The 26,960-nt window shown below is 39.3% G+C and carries 21 protein-coding genes; 4 read left to right on the forward strand and 17 right to left on the reverse strand.

The genetic code is table 11. From position 1 onward, the window contains the following. Nucleotides 1-112: 112 nt before the first annotated feature. The 12 genes from LVD16_RS17105 to LVD16_RS17160 form a co-directional block, all read right to left on the reverse strand. Nucleotides 113-748 carry a hypothetical protein gene (locus tag LVD16_RS17105; RefSeq protein ID WP_233769493.1) on the reverse strand — a complete coding sequence of 212 codons (636 nt, stop codon included), beginning with the start codon at nt 746-748 and terminating at the stop codon, nt 113-115. A gap of 198 nt (nt 749-946) precedes the next feature. After that, nucleotides 947-2,188 carry a PQQ-dependent sugar dehydrogenase gene (locus LVD16_RS17110; RefSeq protein WP_233769494.1) on the reverse strand — a complete coding sequence of 414 codons (1,242 nt, stop codon included), beginning with the start codon at nt 2,186-2,188 and terminating at the stop codon, nt 947-949. A gap of 568 nt (nt 2,189-2,756) precedes the next feature. Continuing rightward, entirely contained in the window at nt 2,757-4,337 is a 1,581-nt protein-coding gene (locus tag LVD16_RS17115) for a DHA2 family efflux MFS transporter permease subunit (RefSeq protein WP_233769495.1), read from the reverse strand. Beyond that, the gene (locus LVD16_RS17120) at nt 4,337-5,398 is read right to left on the reverse strand and encodes an HlyD family secretion protein (protein WP_233769496.1); all 1,062 of its coding nucleotides are present in this window, start codon (nt 5,396-5,398) and stop codon (nt 4,337-4,339) included. Before LVD16_RS17120 ends, LVD16_RS17115 begins: the two co-directional genes overlap by 1 nt. Before the next feature lie 35 nt (nt 5,399-5,433). Further along, the gene (locus LVD16_RS17125; protein ID WP_233769497.1) at nt 5,434-6,744 is read right to left on the reverse strand and encodes a TolC family protein; all 1,311 of its coding nucleotides are present in this window, start codon (nt 6,742-6,744) and stop codon (nt 5,434-5,436) included. Nucleotides 6,745-6,878: 134 nt separating this feature from the next. Further along, a complete protein-coding gene (locus tag LVD16_RS17130; protein ID WP_233769498.1) occupies nt 6,879-7,493 on the reverse strand; it encodes a TetR/AcrR family transcriptional regulator in 615 nt (204 codons plus the stop codon). Between the two features lie 275 nt (nt 7,494-7,768). Then, nucleotides 7,769-8,347, reverse strand: a complete 579-nt coding sequence (locus tag LVD16_RS17135; RefSeq protein WP_233769499.1) for a suppressor of fused domain protein — start codon at nt 8,345-8,347, stop codon at nt 7,769-7,771. A 37-nt stretch (nt 8,348-8,384) separates the two neighbouring features. Further along, complete coding sequence (locus tag LVD16_RS17140; protein WP_233769500.1) at nt 8,385-8,822, reverse strand: FKBP-type peptidyl-prolyl cis-trans isomerase; 438 nt, start codon at nt 8,820-8,822, stop codon at nt 8,385-8,387. Between the two features lie 106 nt (nt 8,823-8,928). Then, nucleotides 8,929-9,312 (reverse strand): hypothetical protein, encoded by a 384-nt coding sequence (locus LVD16_RS17145; protein WP_233769501.1) that lies wholly within the window; start codon nt 9,310-9,312, stop codon nt 8,929-8,931. Nucleotides 9,313-9,315: 3 nt separating this feature from the next. Beyond that, a complete protein-coding gene (locus tag LVD16_RS17150; protein WP_233769502.1) occupies nt 9,316-9,918 on the reverse strand; it encodes a hypothetical protein in 603 nt (200 codons plus the stop codon). Between the two features lie 62 nt (nt 9,919-9,980). After that, nucleotides 9,981-10,469: a hypothetical protein gene (locus LVD16_RS17155; protein ID WP_233769503.1), complete on the reverse strand. Its 489-nt coding sequence runs from the start codon at nt 10,467-10,469 to the stop codon at nt 9,981-9,983. Between the two features lie 120 nt (nt 10,470-10,589). Beyond that, on the reverse strand, nt 10,590-11,561 hold the full coding sequence (locus LVD16_RS17160) for an acyl-CoA thioester hydrolase/BAAT C-terminal domain-containing protein (RefSeq protein WP_233769504.1): 972 nt from the start codon (nt 11,559-11,561) through the stop codon (nt 10,590-10,592). 233 nt (nt 11,562-11,794) lie between these two features. Here LVD16_RS17160 and LVD16_RS17165 point away from each other — a divergent pair, with 233 nt between their 5' ends. Beyond that, on the forward strand, nt 11,795-15,877 hold the full coding sequence (locus tag LVD16_RS17165; protein ID WP_233769505.1) for a two-component regulator propeller domain-containing protein: 4,083 nt from the start codon (nt 11,795-11,797) through the stop codon (nt 15,875-15,877). A 314-nt stretch (nt 15,878-16,191) separates the two neighbouring features. Here the strand turns inward: LVD16_RS17165 and LVD16_RS17170 are convergent, their stop codons facing one another. The 4 genes from LVD16_RS17170 to LVD16_RS17185 all read right to left on the reverse strand — a co-directional run bounded on the left by LVD16_RS17170 (nt 16,192) and on the right by LVD16_RS17185 (nt 20,708). Then, nucleotides 16,192-17,517, reverse strand: a complete 1,326-nt coding sequence (locus tag LVD16_RS17170) for a tetratricopeptide repeat protein (RefSeq protein WP_233769506.1) — start codon at nt 17,515-17,517, stop codon at nt 16,192-16,194. A gap of 137 nt (nt 17,518-17,654) precedes the next feature. Beyond that, the gene (locus LVD16_RS17175) at nt 17,655-18,011 is read right to left on the reverse strand and encodes a DUF1330 domain-containing protein (RefSeq protein WP_233769507.1); all 357 of its coding nucleotides are present in this window, start codon (nt 18,009-18,011) and stop codon (nt 17,655-17,657) included. Between the two features lie 141 nt (nt 18,012-18,152). Beyond that, the gene (locus LVD16_RS17180) at nt 18,153-18,536 is read right to left on the reverse strand and encodes a GNAT family N-acetyltransferase (RefSeq protein ID WP_233769508.1); all 384 of its coding nucleotides are present in this window, start codon (nt 18,534-18,536) and stop codon (nt 18,153-18,155) included. Nucleotides 18,537-20,141: 1,605 nt separating this feature from the next. Further along, on the reverse strand, nt 20,142-20,708 hold the full coding sequence (locus tag LVD16_RS17185) for a hypothetical protein (protein WP_233769509.1): 567 nt from the start codon (nt 20,706-20,708) through the stop codon (nt 20,142-20,144). A gap of 227 nt (nt 20,709-20,935) precedes the next feature. On the opposite strand from LVD16_RS17185, the gene LVD16_RS17190 reads away from it, so the two are divergent. The 3 genes from LVD16_RS17190 (at nt 20,936) to LVD16_RS17200 (ending at nt 24,950) form a co-directional block, all read left to right on the forward strand. Then, nucleotides 20,936-21,550: a helix-turn-helix domain-containing protein gene (locus LVD16_RS17190; RefSeq protein ID WP_233769510.1), complete on the forward strand. Its 615-nt coding sequence runs from the start codon at nt 20,936-20,938 to the stop codon at nt 21,548-21,550. A gap of 129 nt (nt 21,551-21,679) precedes the next feature. Next, nucleotides 21,680-23,017 (forward strand): non-reducing end alpha-L-arabinofuranosidase family hydrolase, encoded by a 1,338-nt coding sequence (locus LVD16_RS17195; protein WP_233769511.1) that lies wholly within the window; start codon nt 21,680-21,682, stop codon nt 23,015-23,017. A gap of 40 nt (nt 23,018-23,057) precedes the next feature. Beyond that, nucleotides 23,058-24,950 (forward strand): endo-1,4-beta-xylanase, encoded by a 1,893-nt coding sequence (locus LVD16_RS17200; RefSeq protein WP_233769512.1) that lies wholly within the window; start codon nt 23,058-23,060, stop codon nt 24,948-24,950. Between the two features lie 61 nt (nt 24,951-25,011). Here LVD16_RS17200 and LVD16_RS17205 read toward each other — a convergent pair whose 3' ends face one another. Beyond that, entirely contained in the window at nt 25,012-26,958 is a 1,947-nt protein-coding gene (locus LVD16_RS17205) for a glycoside hydrolase family 97 protein (protein ID WP_233769513.1), read from the reverse strand. Nucleotides 26,959-26,960 lie beyond the last annotated feature (2 nt).

Consider the following 26,960-nt stretch of genomic DNA (forward strand, 5'->3'; position numbering starts at 1 on the left):
TAGGTAGACTCAAGCAACGCCAATTTGTGTTTTTGTCTTCCAAATAACATGGAACATATGCCAATGTTATCTACAGGAATCAAATTTTCCTACCAAAGAGATAGTGCCAGACTTACTTCAGTTTTACCATTTCATTAAAGCCATGATACTCTTCTTCTATGAGATCACCTTGCTCATTGTAAAATTTCGCAGAATCATATTTATATTTTGTCTTTAATCTATCGCTAAGGAGCTCCTTATAATCTTTGACCAGGAAGCAGAACTCCCCGTCAATGTTTCCATTTCGATGAAATGTCTTTATTCTCTGAACCAGAAATGTATCCATTTCAATTACTTCAAAACTTGAAGACCATGATTCTAATAGTTTAAATTCAGATGCAATATTTGGTTTTTCGGTAACTGTTCTAGTCAGTATGTTACCATATTTGTCGTATAATATCGACCGTTTGTCTATGCCAAGAGGCTTTCCATTTTGATAATATTTGGATTCTTCAGTCCAGTTTCCAATTTCCACAAAATTAAAGCTCTTTGATCCTTCTGGGCGGGTTACATATAATTGCCCTTTAGAAAAGCCCTCTTCACTTTTGCTGTACCAATCCCAAATGATGTATCCCTGTTGATCAATCTTACTAATTTGGTCAGAAGATAATCCCTTTTCGTAGTAAGCATGCTGATTGTCTTTGTGTCCATCCAAGACAGCACATGATGATAAAGCGATAATGGTAATAATAACAAGTATTCTTGTCATAGTATGCTGAGATTCGTTAAAGGTTACGATATAGATTGCTAATGTAGAGAAACAGCTTGCGCAGGGAAAGACTGTCACTGCTACCGAACACTAAGATGCCGGATATTATTTCGCTACGCTACATAATTCCGGCATGAGGGTATTAATACAGCTTGTACTTACCTCGCTCCAATCCTGACTTCGACCGTTGAAACCTTACTACAGCCCTATTTTATACATCAATCCGCTATCGGTGATGGCATACAAAGCTCCGTCTGTACCTTCTAGGACATCGCGAAAACGCTCATTTTCAGAGGCTAGTAAGCGCTCTTCACCTACCACCAGGTTATCTTTTATTACCAACCTTACGATATGTTGCCCACTTAAAGCTCCGAGGAAAAGGTTATTTTCCCATTCAGAAATTAGGCTTCCGGTGTAGAAAGTGATACCACTTGGTGAAACTACTGGGTCCCAATAGTATACAGGCTGCTCCATGCCGGCTTGTTGAGTAATTCCCTGTCCGATAGGTGAGCCGGAATATTCTATACCATAAGATATAGTAGGCCAGCCATAATCTTTACCTGGCTCTATCAAGTTCACTTCGTCACCACCTCTTGGACCAAACTCGGCTTCCCAGAGATCTCCTGTAGCAGGGTGAACGGCCAAGCCTTGTACGTTTCTATGTCCGTAAGAATAGATTTCTGGTAATTTATTTTCCTGACCTGCAAATGGATTACCTTCGGCTGGCTCACCGTTGGTAGTTATTCTAAGCACTTTACCCAAGGCAGCGTCTAACTCCTGTGCTTCAGGCCTTGATTCCAAATCAGATCTTTCTCCTGTGCTAACAAATAAATTTCCGCTGCCATCCCAGACTAATCTGCCGCCATAATGCAAGGAGCTATTAAATTCTGGAATCGCTGTGTAGATCACTTCTGCGTTCTCAATGTTGGTTTCGTCATCAGACAATCTCCCCTTGCCCACCGCGGTAGCTGTTCCTCCAGATCCATCTTGAGAAAATGTCCAATAGACTATTCTGTTGCTTTCAAAAGCAGGATCCACCGCCACATCTAATAGTCCTCCTTGACCAGAGCTATTCACTGCAGGAAGACCTGAAATAGCTGAACTTACCTCTCCCGAGGCTGATACAATACGCATGGTCCCTCCTTTTTCTGTAACAATTATCCGACCATCAGGTAGATTGGTCATACCCCATGGATTGCTTAGTCCAGTGGCCAGCTTAGTTACTTTATAAGCAGTTTTAGTAACTCTACCAGAAACTCTGGTCTGCCCAGAAAATGCCGCTGCATAGTCAGTATTGGGAGGCAATGTTTCTACAGGAGCTGTTACGCTATCGCTCTCTATAGGATCTTTTTCATCGGTAACTTCATCATTACTACCACAAGAAACACCAATTAGACCAAATACTATAGAAACAAGACAAATATTGAGGATCACTCTCATATTAAAGTGGGTTATTTTAAAGGTTTTAAGCTTATGCTTTGTAAGATTAACACTTATATTATGATTTAGGTATGAATTGAGGGAGGAATTTTTAGTGGGTCATGCTTGAGAAATCGGTAATGCAGTATTTCATATTGAATTATTTTACTCAGGCTTCACCTTCATTAATTGCAAATCCGCAGCGAAGCGTAGAGCCAGAGTATTTGCTGATCAAGACTGCTATTGAACATTAGAGATGCCGGATATTACTCCACTACGCTACATAATTCCGGCATGACGGTTCTTTTATTGTTTGACAATGCAGAACCGTTGATACCTACCTCACCACAACCGTCACTCCGGCCGCAGAGAAGCGGAGAGCCGGAGTCTCTGCTGATCGGGACTGTTTCTGAACATTAAAGATGCCGGTATTATTCGGCTACGCTGTATAATTCCGGCATGACGGTTCTTGTATAGTTTAACAGTCTTACCTGCTCTTACGCCTTTTCACCACATAGTGAACAAAACAAAAACGAGCTATTCAAATATGATAGCTCGCTTTGTTTTGTTTAGTATGGTCAAAAAATGCTTAATGCACTGCTGAAGTGTCTGTTTTTGCATGTTTATCATGCTTCATTAGAAACAACAGTGGTAAAACAATTATACAGGCTAGTCCTACTACATGAAATGAATCTAGATATCCGAGGATAGATGTCTGCTGAAAAACAGAAAAATCCAGAACTTTTAATGCCATGGTTTGGGCTTCTTGCTGCGGGTAGCCATTACCTACAAAGCCTTGAGTGACATTTTGAATCGTTGCTGAAGGAACTACATCTATATTATTAATATTAGAAACTAAATCATTTCTGAAGACAGAATTCATAGTGGTCATGCGATTACTTACCAGGGCTAGTCCGCAGGCACTTCCTAGCTGACGAGTCATGTTACAAATACCTGTACCTTGAGACAAATCGTAGCCTTGAAGGCCTTCAATGGCTAGCGTGATTACTGGCAGCATTAGAAAGCTTAGTCCCAGCCCCCTAAGGATCATCGGCCAAAAGAGGCTATCCCAATTGGAGGCTGGAGACTGCGCAGACATCCAGAAACAAAAAACACTGGTTATAACAAAACCTGTAAGCACTATAATTTTCGGGTTTAAACCTTTTCTAAATAGCACCTGAACGAAGGCAATTCCTACACCTGTCATGATAGCGCCAGGTGTTATACCAAGACCTGTTAAGGTGGGTGTCCAACCCAGGCTTATCTGTGTAAATAATGGATAAGAATAGAGCACACTGATTAACACGGCACCAATTACGAAGTTAAATAGTGCCCCTACTGCTACGTTGGTTCTCTTTAGCAAGCGCAGATCAGCAGCAGGATACTTTGTATTTAACTCCCAGATAATGAATGATATAATTCCCACTACGGCTAGCGAGGTGAAGAATATAATCTCTTTACTATCGAACCATTCATAAGAATTACCTTCCTCTAGTACGAACTGTAGGCTTCCCAGCCCAATGGCAAGCAGAATGATGCCGCCCCAATCAAACTTGCCCGTTTTCACCCTATTCTTCTCATCGGCAATATAGAACCATGAGAGCATGGTTACCAACATTCCTAGCGGCACGTTGATAAAGAATATCCAGTGCCATGAAATATTATCAGTAAGATAGCCGCCCAAAAGTGGACCTAAAGCGGGGCCCATGGCAATACTGCCACCAAAAATAGCCATACCGACAACCAGTTTTTTAGGTGGGAAAACTTCTCCTAATACGGTTTGCGATGTAGCTATAAGTGCTCCACCTCCAAGGCCTTGTATAAATCTCCAAAGTACTAGTTGAGCAAGACTATCAGACAATCCGCACATCAGGGAAGACAGGGTGAATATAGCTATAGAGGCTGTGAAATATATTTTGCGGCCGAACAAGTTACTCAGCATCCCGCTCAGTGGGATAATGATCACATTGGAAATGGCATACGCCGTAACCACCCAGGTAATCTCTTTAGTGGTAGCTCCTATGCTACCACTAATCTCTCTCAAAGCTACGTTGACAATAGTCATATCCAGCAGTTCCAGCATGGATGCAAGTACCACCGTGACCACAATGATTACTAAAGTCAACCCTTTGGGATATTGTTTTTCTTCTGTAGTTAATTCAGCTGTCATTACTTGCTGGCTTTAATGTCTACCACTACATTCATACCTGGTACCAGTTGCTGTTTTTTCTCGTTTTGAATGTTAGTAATGGCTATTTTCACTGGTACTCTCTGAGTTACCTTTACAAAGTTTCCAGTGGCGTTGTCAGCTGGGAGTAGTGAGAATTTAGGTCCTGTAGCTCCAGCAAGACTCTCCACCTTACCAGTCATTTCAATATCAGGGTAGGCATCTATAGAAATGTTTACTTCTGCACCCATTGTCACTTTATCCAACTGCGTTTCTTTCAAATTGGCCGTTACCCAAATGTTTTCTAAGTCGATAAGCATGCCTACAGCTGTACCAGGAAGGCACAATTGACCCACTTCCACTGATTTTTTTGAGATAATACCATCGCTTGGAGCTATGATAAAGCAGTTTTCTAATAAATATCTTGCTGACACCAACTGAGCCTTAGCTTCTTTCACCATGGCTTCAGCCATTTGTATTTGATACTCCTGAGCAGTTATTTGTGTGCCTGCGGTAGCTCTCTGTGCTGATAGCGCTTTATATTGTGCATCGGCCATATCTAAACCAGACTTGGCTGCATCATAAGCCTGAGGCGTAGCAGCTCCTTTTTTGTACATGGCTTCTATCCTTTCGAAATCATTTCTCGCCTGAGTAAGTTTGGCCTTGGCGGAAGAGATGTTTTCTGATGCCGCTCTGGTATTATAGGCAGCTGATTGCTTACCAGTTTGATTGGCCTGCACACCTAACATAGCACTTTCTAACCTGGCTTCAGCCTGGTGAAATTTGGCCTTGATATCCACTGTATCCATAATGGCCAGCGTATCACCCTTCTTTACCTGCTGATTCTCTTCAAATCTTAGGTCTATGATGTGGCCACTGGTGTTTACCCTTAATGGAATGATATCTCCATCAATCTGGGCATTGTCACTATTTTCAAAGTTAGCACTATGGATAATGGCTTTTGTGGCGAAAAACAGCCCCACTATTACCACGGCACTTATAATTACTATCCTGATCACCTTGCTTCCTTTTTTAGCAGTCTTTTTGTTATTTGCTGTTTCCATTTTATTAATATTCTTTAATGTCTTCTGATTATAAATTATTTACCAAGAATGGTGTTGTAGTTGATATAGGCCATTACTAGTTGTATCCTGTGCATGCTGCTGGTAATGATGGCCTGGGTCTCAGCGTTAAGCTTCAAAATGTAGTCTGTGGTGGTGATACTTCCGTTTTCATATTGCACCGCTGCCACTTCTTTTACCTCTGTACGGATCTGCTCCACTGAGCTATCCTTCACAATCAGCTCTTGCAGTTTTCTGATTTCTATCTCCTGTTCCGTCAGCTGGCTTTTGGTTCTTATCTCGAATAGTTCTATCTGATTTTGAGCCAGTTCCTTATCTATAAGGTTCTTCTTCTTTTGATGTGTAGACGTGTAATACCCTCCTACATTCCATGATAAGCTCAATCCTGCCATTCCGTAAAGACGGAAATCATTATTAAAGAAATCAAGTCCTGGGCGACCAAAATATCCGTTTCCAAATAGTGATAATCTAGGTCTGTTGCCTCTATCAATAAGTTCGTTTCTATAGTCTACTAACTCCATCTGAGTGCTGAGTTGTCTATATTCTGGTCTTAAAGACACTTCCTTTTCAAAAGACGGTTGTTCTACCTCTGGCAGTTCGAAAACAGTGAAAGCATCAAGCTCCTCTTGTACCAGAAAAGATAGGGTTGAAAGCAAGGTCAATCTTTCGGCTTTGTTTTCTACCATCTGCTGATCTACTCCTATCATTTCGGCTTCCAACTCTCTCATGGTGCTTCTTAGGGTAGTTCCACTATTTACGGCCGCTTCAATATTGTCGTATCTAGCTATCAGATCCTTTTTCATGTTAGCGAGTGCCTTGAATGATTCTTCATTGATAAGCAACCCTAAGAACAGATCATTTACTGTGCTTTTTACTGTAAGTAGCTCACCTTCTATTCTGTTAGTTTCAGACTTAAGGTTGAGTTGTTCTATAGTTTTGCTGGTGGCACTGGCTCCTCCATCAAATATGAGCTGAGATAATTCCAACCCTATTTTATATTGGTCTTTCTTCGGACTTTCAATGCTCGCAGGAATACTCTCAGGTAAGGATACACTGGAAACCTCAGACTGGTAAGATGCTGTACCTACCACATTAGTTTTTGGCAGCCAATTGCTTTCTATCACTTTAATGGACTCGTCACCCTTCCTACTGGCCAATAGCAACTGCCTGGTTTGTGGGTATCGATTCCGGGCCATGGATTGTAAACTATCCAGTGTATACCTGGCCCTTTCCTGGGACATGGCATCTTCCCCTACTAACAGCATCACTATGCAGACGCACACCTTACAGATGGTGTAAAAGTCTGTCCTGGAATAAAATTTAATCATTGATTCTGATATTAAAATGTTGATAAATAACTAATTATAAGATTTAGGAATGATTGTGCTGGCCGTTTTAAAGCCACCTCATTAAACTATACAGATGAATTAATCATTTGATTAATTTTTAAGCAAAAAATATATTAAGCTTTTATAGATTGTATGATCATGTTGCTAATCTCCACCTTGCGGTTCAGCACAAATTGTTTGTAATCCTCAGAACTAAGACCATATGACTCCTGTATTATGGGCTGAGAAATAATAGGAAAAACAGTTAAAGAGATGATGTTAATAAAAATCTGAAGGATGTTAGTTCCTGGTTTGAATACACCAGCTTCCACGTGTTGCCTTAGCTTAACCTCAAAATCTTTATGGATATTGCTTTCAGAAACTTTCTCTTTGATCAAGGCAGCAATCTTCTTCGGATTCCGGATTATCTCACCTGATATAAATGATGGAATCTGCGGATTAAGCATGAAGAAATCTGTATACTCGTTCACTATTCCGGTAATCTTTTCTTCTATTGACTCTTCACGAAGAATGCATTGAGACACTTTGCTTAAAAGCGTTGTAAATGTTTCATCATTAATGAGATAAAACAAGTTCTCTTTAGATCTGAAGTAATAATTAACCATAGAAAGATTACCACCCGCTTCCGCTGCAATTTCCCTCATGGTGGCCCCTTTAAATCCCTTCTCAAAGAATACCTTGCGCGCTGCGTTGATAATCTTTATTTCAGTGTCAGTAATTTCTTTCATATTAAATCAAATGTTTTAAACAACTGTTTAATTTATGCAAATATGAAATTAATTTTTAAAATTCTCAAAGAGTGTTGAGAAAAAAATTCAGCGCATCATTCAGAATTTATCTGAGTTTAGATTCAAGCAAACCTACCAATCGCCAACATATAGTCTTGATTGTCAATTGCATATAAAATAACAATCCCCAAAAAAAAGTCTTTGTTTGAACTTTAAAAAAAAAATAAAACAAGTTGAGGTTGAAGCTGCGAAATAGGTTTGGGTATACTACTGGTCTACTCTTGAAGTAGGCAGGGTCTATGAAGATTCAGGTAATCAAACTGTCTTTTTTCGAATAGGTCCTCCAAAGCTTCAACGCCTTCTTCCATTTTGAAATCACGCTCTCTCTCAGTAATAGGAATAAACCAATAGCAATGGAATCTTTTGCCTGCAAACTCAAAGATTTCCAATGCTTCTCCATCTAAGTAGGGCAAGGAGATAAATCCATGATCACAGTTCGAGCCATGAATACAGGGCTGACCGATATTTACACTATGGTGAAGGTTTAAGGCATCGGCGTTTCTATGAAAGGAGGCATTGAGCGTCAGCAACTCTACCAGCGATTCATTCTGTGTAGGGGAATAGACTACGAGTTCAATTAAATTATGGTCTTCACGGTCCACTGACATTCCAACTGTAAGGTATGCCCACATATTATGTACTCGATTGGGTGCAATCTCCAATACATAAAAGTCAGGATGCAGTTTATCCTGAGGACCCTTTTTCCACCTCCTGACATTTCCTGATGATCCAAAATAGTTTTTATAATGCCTACGAAGTGCTTCAGTGTAGTTCCGTTTGCGGAATAGCCTCATTTGCGCATGATCTTGTGAACTGTATGGGCAAATTACGCTAATTTACTATATCTACCAGTTCGACTCGATATAAAAGTGTAGAGTCAGGGTGTGGGAAGCTGTGCTCACCAGTTCTTCTACTTAAATTTGGTGGTACAATCAGCTCTTTAATTTCTCGCTTTTTCATTCCAACTAATGCTTCATCTACACCTGCAATGGCCTGGCTTCCTCCCACTAAAATCTTAACTGGGTTAGGTAAAGTCCTGGAATCAAACAGTAATGAATCATTCATATATGACATGGTTTCATGCACCAATACCTCCTGCCCTGCTTTAGCCGGTTCACCAGAGCCTTCCTTAAGGATTTTATACTTTAGGCCTGAAGAGCTCTCAATAAAGTCATCATTATTTGAATCAGATACTGCGTTACAGCTCAAGGCAATAGTGAAGCATAAAAGCAGTATTGGTGATAGTGTATGCGGGTTATGGCTTATCATGGTATGTAGGATTAAGTAATTTTGCTATTTAAAATCCAGGTATTTGATTTTAGAGGTCATGCTTTGATAATAAATAATATCACAGCAATGCTCAACAGTCGCCATGCTAACCTTGCCAAACTGTATAATTTACAACCACACCATTTTTAATTTCAAGATCCAAGAAACCAGTATCTATTCCATGTCTGGCCATGCCGAGGTAATAGCACATCTTCGAAATACTCTGTTCAGATGGAATGCCTAAAAGCTCAATTATTTCCCCGGTTGTCATCCCTTTCAGTTCATAATTAGTCGTTAGGCTATGAGCCATATCCCATCTTAGAGATTGGTTCGTTTCCGTTTCTTCCCATTTCTTCCATGCTTCTGAGTTAAACTCCGTCCTACTTGTGTAGTTTTCAATATCACCACTAAAAATCATGAAAATGGTAAGTGCAAAATAACAGATTACAAAGGCTGCTACAATTCCAAATGCAAGTTTTAGAGTTTTCATGATCTATTTCAAAATTGAATTGTAACGGGCTACTTCTTCTGAAGTTAAATACATAAAGTATGCATCTAGTGAATCTTTACTGAAAATTGAAATAAGCTTTAGGTGCTCTTGATGATAAGCCATATCTACATTTTGAGAAAAATTATGAATTTTCATCATCAAATCATCATCTATTATCCTCACTGCTTTTTCCTTTCTTTTATGCTCTCCAAATCTGATCCTTTGCCAATCGCTGCCGTCATCAGAATAATATATAAAATGTTCTTGATGAAGCCTGATGTCTCCATAATAATTTTGGTCAACAATCAGATGATTATGATGAGATAGTGGTTCATACGTCAATTTACAGATATCTCTGCTAGAATAAAATGTTGCTTCATGATTAGTGGCACCGGTGATAACTCCTTCTCCACCCCAGTTGCTATTATTCATAAATGCTTGTTTCCAACCTTCCTGAAATTCTTCCAATGAATTTAGGGTATATTTCACCTTGCTGGTGTTACTCAATTCTTGATCAAATTGAGAGAAATTTATTAAGTAATAGCATACCACGGATATTCCTAAGGCAACTAAAATGATGTTAGCTAGCGCTGTTTTCTTTTGCAACGGACCTTTTTTAACTATCGAATATTAAAGGAAAACTGTTTATCTAAATAATGAAAATGCTACTAGTACTTTATCCTTGCTATATTTACCAGAACTTTCGCATTCTTGGATACATGAAATTGATATTTTTCGCCCACTTGAAAATGACCCAGATGCTTTTCAAAGGTTAAATATTGTTCAGTTAAGCCCAATGATGTTTCAATCACAAGTTCATAAGTTACATCACCATAGTCATTTTTCTTCCTAACCCATTTCACAATTTTACCAGTAGTGATTACTTTTTTCTTAAAAAGAATGTCATTCAAATATTTGTTTCGTGCCCAATAATACAGAACAAATAATCCCGTGATTAACATATATCCAGGTATCATATCAAAATATTCGCTAATAGATGGAAACGACTTAGATCTTCCCCTTTTAAATGGAAATACAGGAGCGACTAAGGCAATGAAAAAAATTGATGCCGAATAAGTTATTTGTTCTATGATTCGATTTTTTGCTCTTTCTTTTACAAGTAAGACTTCGTTAGTCGATAGCTTTTTTGTCTCCATTCTTGAAATTTTAATCCGGCTTAAATTATCAAATCAGTTTGGATATTAGAATTTAGTTTTCCCATTGTATAAATGATAGTTGTTAACAACACGAATCATTATCAAGAGAACATCCGTTCATTATTTCTTCTCCAATTTTGAAAGGAATTTAAATACACGTTGGTAAGCATCTTTTTGTGCTTTCATATCTCCCCCTTCGTTACCCCCAAATCTAAAGTTATAACTTTTTCCATCTATCATCATTTCTCCTTGTCTCATAGATGAAGGATTGTTAGGATTGGATGATATTAAATGACCAGCATTTTCATATTGAACATTTTCAATATCAAAACTTGAATCTATTTTTTTAACTCTAGTCTCTATCATATCGGCCATCATGGCTGAGGGCCATACCTCATCCTCAACACCAGAGAACAATAGTACAGGACCATTAATGTCTTCCACATGAATTACAGCTCGACTAACTGAGGCACTGTCTGCCAAGGGCTGAGACCAATAAGTAAGTGTCTCAATAGTATCTGATTTGCCACCCTTTAGCTTAGCCATAGGAATATATGGTATAGGCTGATTATCAAATGTCCAACTTGGTTTAATTGTGTCTGAATTAAAAGGAAGCACAGTATTAGACCAGCTCACTGCAGAGGGACTATAAGAAATAACTCCATGCACCAAATTCGGATATTTTGAAGCTATAAGCAGTGCTAATTCAGCATTTCTGGATGCGCCCATTACAACAATTTTATCTGCATTCACTTCGGGTTGATCTTTCAACCATTTAATAGCTGTTTCAAAATACTCCAATGGAATTTCTTCCATAAGAGTGGGTAGGCCTTCCTGACGGTAGTATGGCAGAGACAACCCTACATAATTGGCCTTACTCAATTCCTGCCCCCAGAAATCACCCCAAACTCCACCTCCTATCAAGACTACGGTGGGTTGACTTATCACATCATCTTTAGCAAAAAAGGAAGCCGTTATACCCTTATGATTTACTGACTGGGGTTTTACCCCGTCAAACAAAAAGCTATCTATGAGGAAGTAAGCTCCTATTAAGATCGCTATTACGATTATGATCTTTACTAAAATCTTCATATGGTCATGGTCAAATATTAATTCTTTCTTAACATAAAATTTAAATATATATAATTTACTTATATATATCAAATGTATAATATATAAATTAGAGAGTAACTATAATCCATTACCATTATACTACCTAGTTGATAATAAAAACATATGGTCAAAATGATCACAAGATTTAATTATCTGGATAAAATTACTTACCTTATAACCCTTGTACCTACTCATGAATAACCTGAACCAACGTGTTTTACATACTCAAAAAACTGCTGTTTTGTCTACCCTTTTTGGTGCTCACTCACCACTGTCTGGCGCAGAGGGCCCGGCTCTTTTCTACTGACTCTGAGCTTTCTAATAGCTTGATAGGTGATATAGAACAGGACTATTCTGGCAGTATTTGGATCACTACAGAAGAGGGTATTAATCGATATGATGGTTCTAAATTCACTGCTTATAAGGAGGAAGATGGCATTCTTAATAACTACGTTAGGTTAGTTTATGAAGATTGCCATCATCAGCTCTATTTTGGTTATTTCAATGGCGTTCAGACCTTTGACCATGCCACTGACTCATTTCAAAATATACCTTTAATATTAGCCACGCAAGATACTTTCCCGGCACATGTGCTCAGCATGATAGAGCGAAAAGATGGCTCCACGCTTATCGGTACTTCTGGTCATGGTATTTTCAAAGTCATAGAAACCAGTAAGGGTAAGGTAGCGCGACAGCAGATAGATTTTATACCTAGCTATTTTGTCAATCATATGTTTGAGGATAGTGAGGAGAATCTCTGGCTCGCCACGCAAGATAAGGGCTTGTTTTGTATTCAGGCTAATGGCAATACTGTGAGCTATTTCGACCCGAAACATGGCATTGGTAATAATATAAACAGCGTCTGTGAAGATCATCAAGGCAATATTTATGCAGGAAGTTTAAGCAAAGGCCTTTTTAAGTTGAATAAAAGCACCGGTCGCTTTGATAAAATTCCAGATACCGGGTTTCCTCCCCCACCTATTATGGTGCTGCACACGCTGCCTAATAATCAAATCCTCATAGGTACCGATGGCCGTGGCACTAAGCTTTATGATCCTGAAAACAATATCATTTCTGACCTTAATTTCAACGTCTCCAACTTCGATTTTTCAAAATCTAAGGTACATACCATTACTGAAGATAATAATGGCAATTTCTGGCTCGGTCTATACCAGAAAGGTGTAGCGGTGATACCGGCCCGAATGAATAATTTCAAATATATGGGCTATCAGTCCGTGACCAAAAACATTATAGGTTCCAACTATATCATGTCGTTATATAAAGACCACAATGACATTCTATGGGTAGGCACTGATAGTGATGGATTGTATGCTGTAAAGGATGATGCGGAGCAAGTGGCCCATTATGCTTATTCCAAGGAAAACACTGGGTCGCCGTCTACGGTGATGTGTATTTTTGAGGACAGCAACCTTGATCTCTGGGTAGGCTCATACCTGGGCGGATTGTCAAAATTCAACAAAACTACTCAGCAATTCGAAAAGTTTGATCATTTGCTGGATCATCAGTCGAACCCTATACAGCGGGTGTACAGCATTACCGAAGGTGATGATAAAACACTGTGGATCGGTACATTAGGCTTTGGTTTGTATTCCATGAATCTGAACACTGGCGACATTAAAAACTACAATGCCATTCCTAATCCCATCCAACCGCATGATGCCTCAAACACCTTACACAATGCCTGGATTAGCAGCTTGCTGATAGCTGCAGATAAAAAGCTTTACTTTGGCACTACTGATGGAGTGGGTTGCTATGATCCTGATACTAAAACCTTTACTTCGCTTAACGCCCTCTACCCTAGCCTGTCATTACAAAACGTAATGACGCTGTTTCAAAACAAACAGGGTGAGCTGTGGGTAGGCTCATCTCATGGGCTGCTGAAGCTAGGACTTGAAAATCATTCCATAGTAAAATACACTGCTGATGACGGTCTGCCCAGTAATGTCATCGGTGGCATTTCTGATGATTTGAAAGGTAATCTGTGGATCAGTACCAATTATGGCATTTCAAAGTTTAACCCTTCAAATGAATCATTTGTAAACTATTATTTTCATGATGGCTTGCAAGGCAATGAGTTCAGCAGAAGAGCCTCTTTTAAAGATGAGAAAGGTCAATTTTACTTTGGTGGAATCAATGGCATTACCTATTTCAAACCAGAAGAAATTACAGACCATGTTAGAGATTTGGATTTAGCCATTACAGGCTTTTACCTGAATGATACTCCTGTGAAGAAGGGGCTAAAGTCAGGCAGATATCAGGTAATCGATACCACCGTAATGGCTGCTAACCACTATAATTTGGCCTATGACGATAATTCCTTCACCGTAGAGTTTTCGGCCATGGAATATATTAATCCAAAGCGTATCACCTATTTATATGCCATTGATGGCGGCCCGTGGGTAAGATTGCAAAGAGGCATTAATACCGTCACATTCAATAATCTTGATCCTGGCACCTATCATTTTCAGGTAAAGGCCAAGGATTTTACCACTTACTCTGAAACGAGAAACTTAACAGTAGTGATTCATCCTGTCTGGTATTTCTCGCCATGGGCCAAACTGGGTTATTTTCTATTAGGTATCATCATAGTGGTGGCCATTCTGCACCAGACTAACCAATGGTACAAAACCAGAAAGCGCATGCGAGAACATCAGTTAGCAGAACAGATCAATGAAGCCAAACTAGAGTTCTTCACCAACATATCTCATGAAATAAGAACGCCACTTTCCTTAATTCTTAATCCACTAAGAAAGCTGATTGCTAACGATGGTGATAATGACCGTCAGCGCGCTTATACCATCATGCGAAGAAATACGGAAAGAGTGCTGCATTTAGTCAACCAGCTGATGGACCTGAGAAAGATTGACCATGGAAAAATAGCTCTAAAATTTCGTAAAACGAATATTCTGAAGTTTGTACATGAGACCACAGAGATGTTTCAAGAGCAAATTCTGGCCAAGCACATCCATTTCCAGATATTAAGGAAAGAATCGCTCCCTAAGGTGTATATAGATCAAAACTTCTTTGATAAAACTATCCATAATCTTCTGTCTAATGCCATTAAGTTCACTCCTGAAAATGGTGAAATCACTTTGTCGCTAGAAACACATGAGGTTATTACATTCAATGGCACCTTTGAAAAGCAACTAAAGATCACCTGCAGCGACACTGGCATTGGCCTTAAAGACCAGGATCTGGAACGCATATTTGACCGTTTCTACCAGGTCTCGGATAATAACTCTTCCGTAGGTAATGGCATAGGATTGCACCTTACCAGATCGATTGTTGATTTACACCATGGGCACATTTATGCCCTGAATAATGCCAATGGCTTCGGTTGTAGCTTTGTGATCAGTCTCCCATTGGGCAAAGAACATCTGCAAGCAGATGAGATTATAGAACCTAACACCCAAAAGCCCAGACCGTCAGACCAAGGGGTGAAAATAACACCACCACCGGTGATGAGCACTAATGATGATGCCAGGGTAAAGTCTAAAACTAAAAAGCGGGTGCTGGTAGTAGATGATAATGCAGAAGTGCGCCAATACATATGCAATGAGCTGGCGTCTGAGTATCATATGAACGACTGTAATAATGGTAAGGAAGCTTTGTCCATCACCCTTGCCGAGAAGCCCGATCTGGTGATCAGTGATATTGTAATGGATGAAATGGATGGTATTACCTTTTGCAGGAAGCTAAAGCAGAACGTGAACACCAATCATATTCCGGTGATCCTATTAACCGCCAAATCAGGTGAAAAGGACAATATAGCCGGTTTAGGCACAGGTGCTGATGCCTATATCTCCAAGCCATTTAATATGGAGATATTGAAAAAAACCGCTGAAAACATTATCAAAAATCGTGAGCTATTGAAAAACAACTACAGTGGCCAGCAAGCTCAAAAAGATAAGATTAAAGACCTGGAAGTAGAATCTCCTGATGAGAAACTGATGCAGAAGATCATGGAAATCATTAACCAGAACCTTGACAACCCCACGCTCAATGTAGAAATGATAGCCAATGAAATAGGTATCAGTAGAGTTCATCTCTATCGTAAATTAAAGGAGATCACCAATCAATCGGTTAGAGACCTGATCCGGAACATAAGACTAAGACAGGCCGCTGAAATATTGAACACTAAAAACCTAAACATCAGTGAAGTAGCCTATGCTACCGGCTTTTCCAACCCCTCAAAATTCTCCACCAGCTTTAAAGAGTTTTACGGCGTATCCCCTACTGTTTACCTTCAAAACATACAGCGGGGTGATAGGTAGCGTGTGAAAATGTTTTATTGGGGTTTAAATTGGTGGTGAGTGTGGTTGATGGATTTGACTTAAGTAAAGTGAATACCTGCCTGTTTCCTAATATATAACCACTGGACATTTTATGCAGCTAAAGAAAATTACTTAAAACGATAAAAATCAGTTACTCTATACCGTGTCTGAGACACTAGTAATCATTGAAAAATTCGTAGTCTCAGACTACGAATAACAAGGGGCATTACAAATGCCCATGAAGATAGCAATCGCAATATAATTGCGATTGAGCTGGTTTTTAATGATTAAGACTATTTTAAACAGGGTCCTTGCTAGCTTCTCATTATTTCATTCATGCGTTCAATCGCTTCTGGCTCTCCTTTTTCAACTGCCTTTCTCAGGTATTCCATTCCTTTTTCTTCTTCACCCTTTTTTATAAGGAAATTAGCGTAGTGTAATTCTAAAAGATCAACAGGGAAAGTTTCAGTTTCAAAAGCCAACTGGAAATTTGTTTCTGCTTGCTCAAGATCATTTTTAGCCAGATGATATAAGGCTAGATTTCTATATGTATATGCATTGTCATTATTTTCGGTTTTCAATGCATTTTCAAGTTGCTGTCTTCCTTCTTCCAGTTGTCCCATTTGGATTAAGGAGTATCCTAAATTATCATATGCAAAACCGTAATTCGGATCTATCTCCAGTGCTTTTTGAAAATTCTGAATACTCTGTTCATAGGCACCGTTTCTCAACTGATAATAGCCCATATTGTTGTATACATCAACTTTTAGAAATACATCTTCAGTTAAATGCAAAACTTTTTGAATCGTATTAATGGCAGAATCAAAGTCACCATTTTGGTATTCCTCGTGCGCCTGATTAAATAAGTCATGTGCCTCCAATTCAGCTTTATTAAAAACGTTCGAAGGCGAATCATTTAGAAAAGAAATGGCTCTTTCAAATTGAAGTCTAAGGTCACGTGGCAATTCATTTTTCCAAATTGGATCATCTTGTTCAATTAGTTTTGAAAAGGTAGCTAATGCAAAAGCCATTACCTCATTCGGCATTTCAGAAACGTAATGCCATTTGGTTTCCCAAAAGCCATCATCCGTTCTCCCTACATCTGTCAAGTTTTGAGAAAGTGGAATTCCAAATCTGAAATAGATCCCTGCTATATAAATGAACAGAGAAGTATCCTCTCCAGTATCATATTGCACCTTGCTTTCAGACAGCCGGATTCTGATAAACTCATATATCAGGTTGAATATTAGTCGGTTGGGGCGTTTAGAGATACTTTTAGCGATGTGTATTTTATAATAATTGTCGCTTATTTCTGTATCCGTTTCGAAAGGCTTGCCTTGAATTTCATATGGCATTCCATAATTATCTCGTAAATCTTCATGTAGCTCAAACCCGATTTTACCAGACTCTAAGTTGAGCAAATTACAGAGATCTTCAATCAGATTTTTCACTTCTGGTTCACTAGTCGAAAAAGTCTTTGGAAAGAATTTGTCAGTAATTAGAATTTGTTCACTTTGTCTATTAGGATAGCCAAATATTTGAATCAACCACTTAAAATTATCCTCAACCCAATCTCTATCTGGTTCCGTTATTCGAAACTTTGGTTCTTTTGTTTTCTTATTGAATCCGAATAATTTCATTATATCTGTGTGAAGGACGCGTTAAATAACATTTTAAGCTGCCCAATCTAGACATTTTAATGAAAAACTCATAGTAATTAGGCGGAAGCCTATTTGTGATTCCTTATACACAAGTTTGGGAATTTATTGTTTTTAGATTATACGCCATTCACAATTATAGCATTGGTTTTAGCTCCCTTTTTCCTTAGCTCAATGGCTTTCTGGTATTCTTCCGAATTTGACCACTCTATAGCTTTTTCATAACTTGGAAATTCAATCACCACAATTCTTTGTGGATTCCATTCTCCTTCCTGAACGACTGACTCTCCTCCACGGATTAAAATTTTTCCTTCATATTTTTCTATAATCCCGGGGGCTAAATTTTTATATTCTAGATGTTTTTCGGTGTCAAAAACTTCTAAGTCAAGTATGGCATATGCAGACATATTTTTGTTGTTTATTTTCTTAACATTTAAATAATCAATAAAATTATTATTAAACACAACTAATCTCATTATACGTTTTATGGAACTGTATCTTGGTATTTAATCAACAACTTAGAATGAATTAGATACGGCCGTTAGAGAAGGCTAAAAATTGACTTTTATTTCGTTTTGGAGAGAAGTAATACTTTCTTGCCGTATTTATTTTCAGCATTACAGTTTTTTAATCACTTCTTTAGGTGCTTCTATATCTTCATGATGTCTAAACCCAAACTTTGAATAAAAATGAAATAAGTATTCAAAAGGTAAACACCATATGGTAGATGCATCGAATGGATTTTTCTCACATAAATTGCGAACTATATCCTGGGCAACTCCTAAACCTCTAAAACTTGGAAAAGCATAAATTCCTCCTAGTTCTATATTGTCCTCATCAATTTTAACTAATCTACCAAGTCCAGCATTTTCATTCCCAACTTTGGCAATAACAATATACTCGTTTTCGTAATTAGATTTCACAAAATCTACTTCACTATATTTCTCATTGATCCAGTTAATCTGACTTATTTCAGCCTGTATCACTGTTATTTTCTTCATTTTGGTGCTGGTTTCTTAAGATCGAAGTGTCTGGCTATAAAGTGTTATCGTAATTTATTTGTTATTTATAAGCAATACCAAGGGCCGTATAACTGACGTGAATCTCCTCTGATACATTTCACGCAACTGAATCTAATCATTTAAACAAAGAATTCATAGTGAATTAGTTGACCAGGGTTGGTGAGATTTTAAGTTTGATAGAATAGGCATGGTAATTATACCAATATGCGGAGGATGGCTCAACCCTTAATAGATTATTAAATGAAATAGTACAGTAAACAAATTAAGGATGCCAATATTGAATAAATTATAAATGATTTCTTTAAAAACTTGTAATTAAAAGTCAATCTTGAATTATGTTCACTTACAAGCATATTATATTCAGGATTTATTAAATATGACTCTACAATTGGTGGGGGATAAAGTTTTGCGCCTGAATCATTAAATTTGAAATTTCTAAATGAACTTATTTGGTACCCTAATCTTTGATCTGATTTCATTCTTGATAATGAGGCATTTAGAAACAATATTTTCTGAGTATAAATATTTCTAAACGCTACAAATCTGATATAGTTTAGAGCGTTCGACTGAAGAAAAATTATCGTTAAAAATAGTAATATCAATTGCAAATCATTCATACTATATATTGAGTCGCTAAGGAATTTGGGTATTGCTAATTAATGAACAATTCAAAGGTAATAATTTAAATCTGACACATATCCGCTTTCCGCAGTTGCTCGGCTCTGCCGCGTGACAATCATTTCTGAGGCCTCTGGCCGGTTAGGTACAAATGCATTTGGATAAGTATGGTTAGAATTAGGTTATGTCAGGCTTTACTTTATCTTTCAAATCTTTAGGTTTATAATATTTAGTGCTATATCGGCCAGAGGCCTAAATCATAATGATCACTCGGCTGGAGCCGAGCGATTGTTTAAAGAGTGTGGTTGATGGATTTGGCTTGAGTAAATGAATACCTGCCTGTTTCCTTATATAACCACTGGACATTTTATGAAGCTAAAGATAATTACTTAAAACGATAAAAATCAGTTGCTCGATACCGTGTCAGAGACACTAGTAATCATTGAAAAATTCGTAGTCGGAGACTACAAATAACCAAGGATCATAATCTCAAATTCGCTTGAATCAGGTTTCAATATTAGTTGCAATTGCCCCTAATATCTGAACCAATAGAATAGTTGCCCCTAGAGAGAGCATTGTGCTAACAATTAAGCAAACTATAATTCTTAACCATTTTTTTTGAATGCGATTTCTTAGAATGTTTGATGTAACAAGTTGCCTGAGACAAACAACATTGAGAATAATGAAAGTCCCACTCACCAAAAATATAAAGACACCTCCTAGAACGAGCATAATTTGAATATGTATGATGTGTTACAACGGACAATGCACCAGCCGGGCCGGCTTTTTTGTGTTTCAATTTGGCACTCGGAATAACAAGCTCCCAAGCACATTTTCAAGAGGCATGGTTGGTACATACTGTTGGCGTTCGTGTAATCAATACCGTGTCAGAGACACTCTTAATCATTGTAAAATTTCGAATAACTAGTAGGCTTATACATACATCTAACTAGGGCTTGATTCATTTCAGTCAAATATATCTCTCACGAACACCTCGGTACTATCAAGATTAGACCAAATGGTTTGGACATTTCTGCTGTCGTTGGTCGAATATTTGAATAACACTATTGTATCTCCCAAAGTGGATGGATTAAACCACTCTAGCTCGCCAAGTTGAATTGAGCCATTCCAATTCTCAGTTGATAGTTTCTCTCCACTAAAATCGTGTTTTGCTAAAATCCTATTGAGTTCTTTTGGGCATGTTTTAAAATGAAGCCAAATCGCATAATCTATCTTAGGAATAACCTGGTCTTGATAATCCAAAATTTCAATGCAATCTGTTTCTCTCTGATCAAATAATGCGTCATAAATCTCATCCCCAGTTCTCATTTCAAAAGTTTCAACTACCCTGTTATACGTTTTACTAACAATTTTATATCCAGTCCAACTGCAACAGCCAATAAACGCAAGAAACAAAAGCCAAGAGGTCAGTTTTAAGTTCTTATTCTTATTTGTGAAGCCCAACACAAGAGTGACGAGGAAAGTCAAGAAAACAAGCCCCGATATTACTACTGCTATAATTACTTCTTTCATTCTTATATATCCATGAGTTTAGACTTCTTGTATTTGATAATTGATTCTATTTCTTCTCCAGCCTAATCTAACCATTCCAACATAAAATTATATATCTAACCCTGTAACAATTACTTTTCGCTAGGTAACATTGGCTTGCATAATGGGTTTCATTGCATTTATTCCACTCTAAAATTGGATAACTTAGAATAAGCGCTCATGCTTAATCACACCTCAACCTAAACGTGATGGACTATGTAATATACGCTACTTTGTGCTGGCTTGGCTTTACATTTAAGGGCATCTATGGCCTTTCAATATTGTTGGGTGTTCTATTCACTCCTCTTATTTTCTATCGGTTTACTTTGTTTATTAAAGGGCTCTTGCGGTCCCTGGGAAGAAAGAACAGGAAGGAGGATCTTCATAAAAACCGAGAGACTATTCACTTTTTGAAGGTGAATCAAATAATGCTGGAATCTTCTCACAATGAGTCAGTTACATCATCGGAAAGAAAACTAGCGTTCTTCAAAATGGTGAACGAAAACATAGAGCAGGGCATACTTGATGGTAAACTGAGTGTAGCTGAATTAGCTAGTAAAATGAATATGAACAGAAGTCAGTTATACCGGAAAATAAAGGCTCATACTGGAGAATCCGCCACGCAATACATTCGCAATGTCAGGTTAAATAGGTCTTTGGATTATTTAAATGATGATACTTACCATATTTCTGAGGTAGCCTATATGGTAGGCTTTGATTCTCCCTGGTATTTCAGCAAATGTTTCAAAGAAAAATACGGCCTCTCCCCTTCTCACTACCAGACATTATCAGCAAAAGGCAAACATGAGCTCATATTTAAATGATCATTTACGCAATCGATTGTTAAATATAAAATAATGCATCATCTGTTGTATTCATAGTATCATCTCTTCGGTATAAGCATCATTGGGTCCACTAATTTGGGATATGTTCAATCTAAATTTTTAAACCTTATGAAATGTAAACTAATGCTATTACTGAGTGCCGGCCTGCTCCTCGCAGGCTGCCAGAGTGATCTCACACTTAAAAGTGTAGAGAGCGATGTACAGCAGGCGGCTGTAACACCTTACCGGCTTCGGGCACGTAGTACCGATGGTCTGGCCAATATCAACTTCAAAATTGGCAATCAGACTGTTTCCAGTGTTACCCTTACCTCTACTGCCATGGCTGACTACTGGTTTTCCAGCGAGCTCGAGGGTGATATCATTGTTCAATTTGATAATGATGCCAGCGGCAGAGATGTGCAAATCGACTATTTATCTGTAGATGGTGACTGGCGACAGGCCGAAGACCGCAGCCATAATACCGGCGTATGGCAAAACGGCAGTTGTGGTGGTTCCAAGAGCGAGTGGCTACATTGCAATGGCAGCATAAGCTTCGGTAGCACACCGGGTTCAGGAGGTGGTGGCGGAGCTGTCAACCCTAACCCCAGTTGGAATGTGGAATCCAGAGTGTTCTTTGACGGACCCAGCGGCGCTTTTGATGATATAGCCGTGAAGGATCCCAGTATAGTCTATTCAGGAGGCCGTTATCACCTATTCTATACCGGCAGGGATAACAGCTACTGGCGTACCGGATATGCCTCAGCCACCTCTTTGGCTGGTTTAGCCAACTCCAGTCACAACTTTTTAAGTGCCATCAACGGTGGTGGCTACTTCTGTGCTCCTCAGGTTTTTTGGTTTGGTGCCAAGGGCAAGTGGTTTCTCATTTACCAAAGTGGTGTTGGCGCATCGTTTTCCACAAATACCGATGTAGGCAATCCATCTGGCTGGACAGCGGTCAGATCTATGGGCTTTTCAGATGGCATCGACTTCTGGGTAATTTCTGACGGCAGCCGAGTCTACTGCTTCTATTCCGCTCAGGACGGCTCGCGAAGTATTAAAAGAAGGAGCACCAGCATAGCAGACTTCCCCTATAACTGGTCTTCTCCTACCACCGTGGCTACTAATACATTTGAGGCCCCTCATGTCTATAAAAACCTGGCTGACAGTCAGTTTTACATGGTGGTGGAAGATATAGCCCGCCATCAGGAGTTATGGCGAGCCTCTAGCCTGAGTGGCAGCTGGACCAAAGTATCAGAAGAATGGGCCCATCGCAATGACCTTAACTATCTATCTGACCATTGGACAGATGAGGTGTCCCATGTAGAAGTAATCCGTGCGGGCAGCAATGAGCTACTTGAGGTTAACGACCTGAACAGGTGCCAAATGATCATTCAGGGTGTACCTAGCGGCAACTATGGAGACTATTATCAGATACCTTATGACCTGGGCATTATCCGTAATTACTGATTGCTCATCCAACTCATCTTTAAACTTAAATTTACAACTTATGAAAACTTATAATCAGCTATATATCAAGGTCTTATTGCCTTTATTTTTAATTACTATTTCATTTACAAATACGAGAGCCCAGAAGTTTTTAGGTAACATCTACCAGAACAGCGCGCCTTCTAATTTCACACAGTTTTGGAATCAGGTAACACCAGAAAACTCAGGCAAATGGGGCAGCGCAGAACCCAGTAGAGACAACTATAATTGGGGAGCCCTGGATAATGCCTACAACTTTGCTAACCAAAATGGATTGCCTTTTAAGGGCCATACGCTGGTTTGGGGTAGTCAGGCACCTTCATGGATCGGAGGCTTATCTCAGAGCGACCAGCGCGCTGAAGTAGAAGAATGGATTCGAGACTATTTTCAGCGCTATCCTGGTACCGACTATATTGATGTGGTGAACGAGCCTCTGCATGCTCCGGCCGGTTACAGAAATGCTCTTGGCGGCAGCGGATCCACTGGCTGGGACTGGGTAATCACTTCCTTTCAGCTGGCCCGTCAATATGCTCCTAGCGGATGTAAACTACTGTTGAATGAATATGGGATCATCAGTAATCCTACTGAAGCCAACAACTATATGCAGATAGTAAATCTGCTGAATGCCAGAGGTTTAATTGATGGTATTGGTATTCAATGTCATTCCTTCAACATGGATAATGTATCTACCGGTACAATGAACCAAGTGCTAGGTATCCTTGACAATGCTGGTTTGCCTATTTATGTATCAGAATTGGATATGAGAGGTACTGACTCACAACAATTGCAGCGCTATCAGCAGAAATTTCCTATTTTCTGGGAAAACCCTAACGTAGCTGGTGTCACACTATGGGGCTACATTCAAGGTACCATGTGGGAATCAGAAGCATGGCTCATCACTCAGGGAGGTACACAAAGGCCGGCATTACAGTGGCTTATGAACTATGTAAATGATAACACTGGTGGTGGCGGCTCTGAAACCATTACTGTAAGAGCCAGGGGTACCGCCGGCAGCGAACATATCAATGTAAGGGTGAATAATACCATTGTTGGCTCGTTTACACTAGGCACCTCCATGCAGAATTATACAGCCACCACTAACGCCACAGGCACCGTATCGGTACAGTTTGACAATGATGGCAGCGGAAGAGATGTGCAGGTAGACTATATTCAGGTAAACGGCACCACCCGACAGTCAGAAGATCAGAGCTCCAACACGGGCGTGTACCAGAACAGCTCTTGCGGTGGCAGCTATAGCGAATGGCTGCACTGTAATGGTACTATAACCTACAGCGGTGGATCTAGCGGAACAAGCATTAGTGTAAGAGCAGTGGGCACGGCAGGCACAGAGCACATTAACCTGCTAGTGAATAATCAGGTGGTGGCCAATTGGACTCTATCTACCTCTCTACAGACCTATACCACCTCTACTACAGCATCAGGTGAAATCAGAGTACAGTTTGATAATGACGGCACTGGCAGAGACGCTCGAATAGATTATATACAGGTAAATAACAGTACACTGCAGGCTGAAAATCAAGCTACTAATACGGGGGTTTGGCAAAACAGCTCTTGTGGTGGTAGTTATAGTGAGTGGTTGCATTGCAATGGCTACATCAGCTTTGGAAGTAGTAATGCTTTGGCGAAGAAGGCCTCTGAGAATACCTCTGGGCTAATAGGTGAATCTGAGCTGTTTCCAAATCCGGCCAGTAACGTACTGCATGTAAAAGTATCCGGACAGCAAGACCTGAATAGTGATCTTCAGATTTATGATTTGAATGGAGCAATGATAAAGCAAATAATATTGCCGTCAGGTGCTCATGAGATAGACATATCTCACTTACAGAGAGGAATTTATATTGTGAAGTTAAAATCTCAGGATCAGGTAAAATCCTGGAGGCTTTTGAAGCAATAATTTAGCCTGGAGGCTGTCTCAAAAGGAACATCATTTCTATTTTGAGACAGCCTCTAAATTTCTAATGTTGTTTAAAGATCAAACCTCCCTGAGGCTGAATGGTAAATTTCAAAAGTCCATCCTTTTTCACCTGAACTGACTTATGATAGCTGTATCCTTGCTTATCATCACCATAAAACTCCACCTCACTTCCGGCCAACATGGGAAAGTGAAGTTTTAAATTAATAGCTTCTTTTTGAGCATTTACACCGCAGATATACCATTTATTGTTACTTCTTCTGCCCATAACACAATATTTACCCGGGCTGCCATCTAAAAGCAAAGTTTCATCCCAGGTGGTAGGCACTTCTTTCATAAAATCAATGGCAAATCCTGGGGCATCCTCCAGATTGTTAGGAGCCAGCGCAAAAAACTGAACCGGATTTTGATATAAAACCGCGGTGGCCAGCTGAAAAGCATCAGTAGTTCTTCGGTAATTACCTCCATCATTGGTTTTATTATACCTTTTATTGAGCACTACCCCACCAAATTCCATACTGGCCACTGCATTTCTGATAAATGGGTAAAGCGTGGCATTCAAAGCTTCAATATCATTAAATGCCTGACTAAACATCAGATTTTCAGAAGCTAAAACTGCCTCACTACCTACATAGTTAGAGTACATCCGCTCCCAGCCCCTGGGCAAGGTGGCACCATGAAATACTACCATCAATCCATAATCATTGGCATCTGAAAGGATATCTTCATATAGCCTCATGGTCTCCTGTTTATCGCCACCAAAGAAATCCACCTTAATGCCTTTAACACCTTGCTCCTGCAGCCATTTCATCTCTTTTTTTCTGGCAATGGACGTTTTCATTTTATGTTTCGGCGTTTGTGGAGCATCACTCCAGGCGCCGTTAGAGTTATACCAGAGGAAAACTGAAACATGCTTAGAGTCAGCATATTGGATAAGCTCTTCCATTCTATCATAGCCAATATATTTGTCCCACCAGTTATCTATTAAAACATATTCATAGCCCAGGCTGGCAGAGAGGTCTATATACTTCTTCTGGTCTTCATAGTTGATACTTCCATCCTGCCACATGATCCAGCTCCAGGTGCCCTTACCATATTCATATTTCTGGGAGGGTTCGTATAGCGGCTCCACAACATCGTAAGGGATGGTAGTTTCAACAATAGGCTTTAAGCTTTGTCCTACGGTGATGGTTCGCCAGGGCGTATATGCCGGAAGGCCTATGGCGGCACCAGTGCTTCCAAAACCATTATTTTCACCAACGTTAGGAAAGGCTATTTGATAATTCCCTTCATCATCAGGATCACTGAGGTGCGATCCGCAATAGAGGCTCCTTACTCCTGTTTCTGAGATTAAAATCCATTCACTACCGGATTGAAAGAGTGCCGGAAAGGTGTAGCCATTGCCATTTGGTGAAACTGTATTTATGTCTTGACCTACTTGATATGGTTCTTCATAACTAGGCTTGGTGCGCTGCCAACCTACCATTGGTTTAGACTGGGCCGATAAATAGCCTTTAGCCTCAGGCAAGAAGTTGAAGCTTGTCAATTCTTCCTCTACCACCAGTGCTACAGGATCTTCTGTATGGGGCAGAAAATAACGGAAAGCAATATTATGATTACTGACCTGGAAAATGATATGTATAGGCCTTTGATCACTGTTTTTGAGCTTACAAATCAGTTGATTTGCCTGATAATGATTATCATACCTCTTGATCTTCTCTTGCTGATAAGTGTAATCCAAGTTATTAAGTTCTTCTCCTTCCCAACTCAGGTTTTCGGCATAGTTAACCAGATTGGTTTTCAGACCTAAACGAGATTCTTCCAGCACTAAATGATCAGTGTACCATACTTTGTAGAATAGGTTTCCTTGCTTTAATTCAACATCTACTTTGAGTTTGTCATCAGGACTTTTTACTTCTGCCTTTTGCGCCTGTATGAGAAAAGAAATACTAATGAATATGGACAGCAGAATATATCTTAACGTGTGCATAA

The organism is Fulvivirga ligni, from assembly GCF_021389935.1.
GTDB lineage: Bacteria > Bacteroidota > Bacteroidia > Cytophagales > Cyclobacteriaceae > Fulvivirga > Fulvivirga ligni.

Excerpts from the sequence above, each read along its gene's own strand:
- LVD16_RS17195 (WP_233769511.1), top strand. The coding sequence starts at position 21,680 with ATGAAATGTAAACTAATGCTATTACTGAGTGCCGGCCTGCTCCTCGCA.
- LVD16_RS17130 (WP_233769498.1), bottom strand. The coding sequence starts at position 7,493 with ATGAAAGAAATTACTGACACTGAAATAAAGATTATCAACGCAGCGCGC.
- LVD16_RS17135 (WP_233769499.1), bottom strand. The coding sequence starts at position 8,347 with ATGAGGCTATTCCGCAAACGGAACTACACTGAAGCACTTCGTAGGCAT.
- LVD16_RS17190 (WP_233769510.1), top strand. The coding sequence starts at position 20,936 with ATGGACTATGTAATATACGCTACTTTGTGCTGGCTTGGCTTTACATTT.
- LVD16_RS17110 (WP_233769494.1), bottom strand. The coding sequence starts at position 2,188 with ATGAGAGTGATCCTCAATATTTGTCTTGTTTCTATAGTATTTGGTCTA.
- LVD16_RS17180 (WP_233769508.1), bottom strand. The coding sequence starts at position 18,536 with ATGAAGAAAATAACAGTGATACAGGCTGAAATAAGTCAGATTAACTGG.
- LVD16_RS17120 (WP_233769496.1), bottom strand. The coding sequence starts at position 5,398 with ATGGAAACAGCAAATAACAAAAAGACTGCTAAAAAAGGAAGCAAGGTG.
- LVD16_RS17200 (WP_233769512.1), top strand. The coding sequence starts at position 23,058 with ATGAAAACTTATAATCAGCTATATATCAAGGTCTTATTGCCTTTATTT.
- LVD16_RS17160 (WP_233769504.1), bottom strand. The coding sequence starts at position 11,561 with ATGAAGATTTTAGTAAAGATCATAATCGTAATAGCGATCTTAATAGGA.
- LVD16_RS17145 (WP_233769501.1), bottom strand. The coding sequence starts at position 9,312 with ATGAAAACTCTAAAACTTGCATTTGGAATTGTAGCAGCCTTTGTAATC.
- LVD16_RS17140 (WP_233769500.1), bottom strand. The coding sequence starts at position 8,822 with ATGATAAGCCATAACCCGCATACACTATCACCAATACTGCTTTTATGC.
- LVD16_RS17205 (WP_233769513.1), bottom strand. The coding sequence starts at position 26,958 with ATGCACACGTTAAGATATATTCTGCTGTCCATATTCATTAGTATTTCT.
- LVD16_RS17105 (WP_233769493.1), bottom strand. The coding sequence starts at position 748 with ATGACAAGAATACTTGTTATTATTACCATTATCGCTTTATCATCATGT.
- LVD16_RS17185 (WP_233769509.1), bottom strand. The coding sequence starts at position 20,708 with ATGAAAGAAGTAATTATAGCAGTAGTAATATCGGGGCTTGTTTTCTTG.
- LVD16_RS17175 (WP_233769507.1), bottom strand. The coding sequence starts at position 18,011 with ATGAGATTAGTTGTGTTTAATAATAATTTTATTGATTATTTAAATGTT.
- LVD16_RS17170 (WP_233769506.1), bottom strand. The coding sequence starts at position 17,517 with ATGAAATTATTCGGATTCAATAAGAAAACAAAAGAACCAAAGTTTCGA.
- LVD16_RS17115 (WP_233769495.1), bottom strand. The coding sequence starts at position 4,337 with ATGACAGCTGAATTAACTACAGAAGAAAAACAATATCCCAAAGGGTTG.
- LVD16_RS17125 (WP_233769497.1), bottom strand. The coding sequence starts at position 6,744 with ATGATTAAATTTTATTCCAGGACAGACTTTTACACCATCTGTAAGGTG.
- LVD16_RS17155 (WP_233769503.1), bottom strand. The coding sequence starts at position 10,469 with ATGGAGACAAAAAAGCTATCGACTAACGAAGTCTTACTTGTAAAAGAA.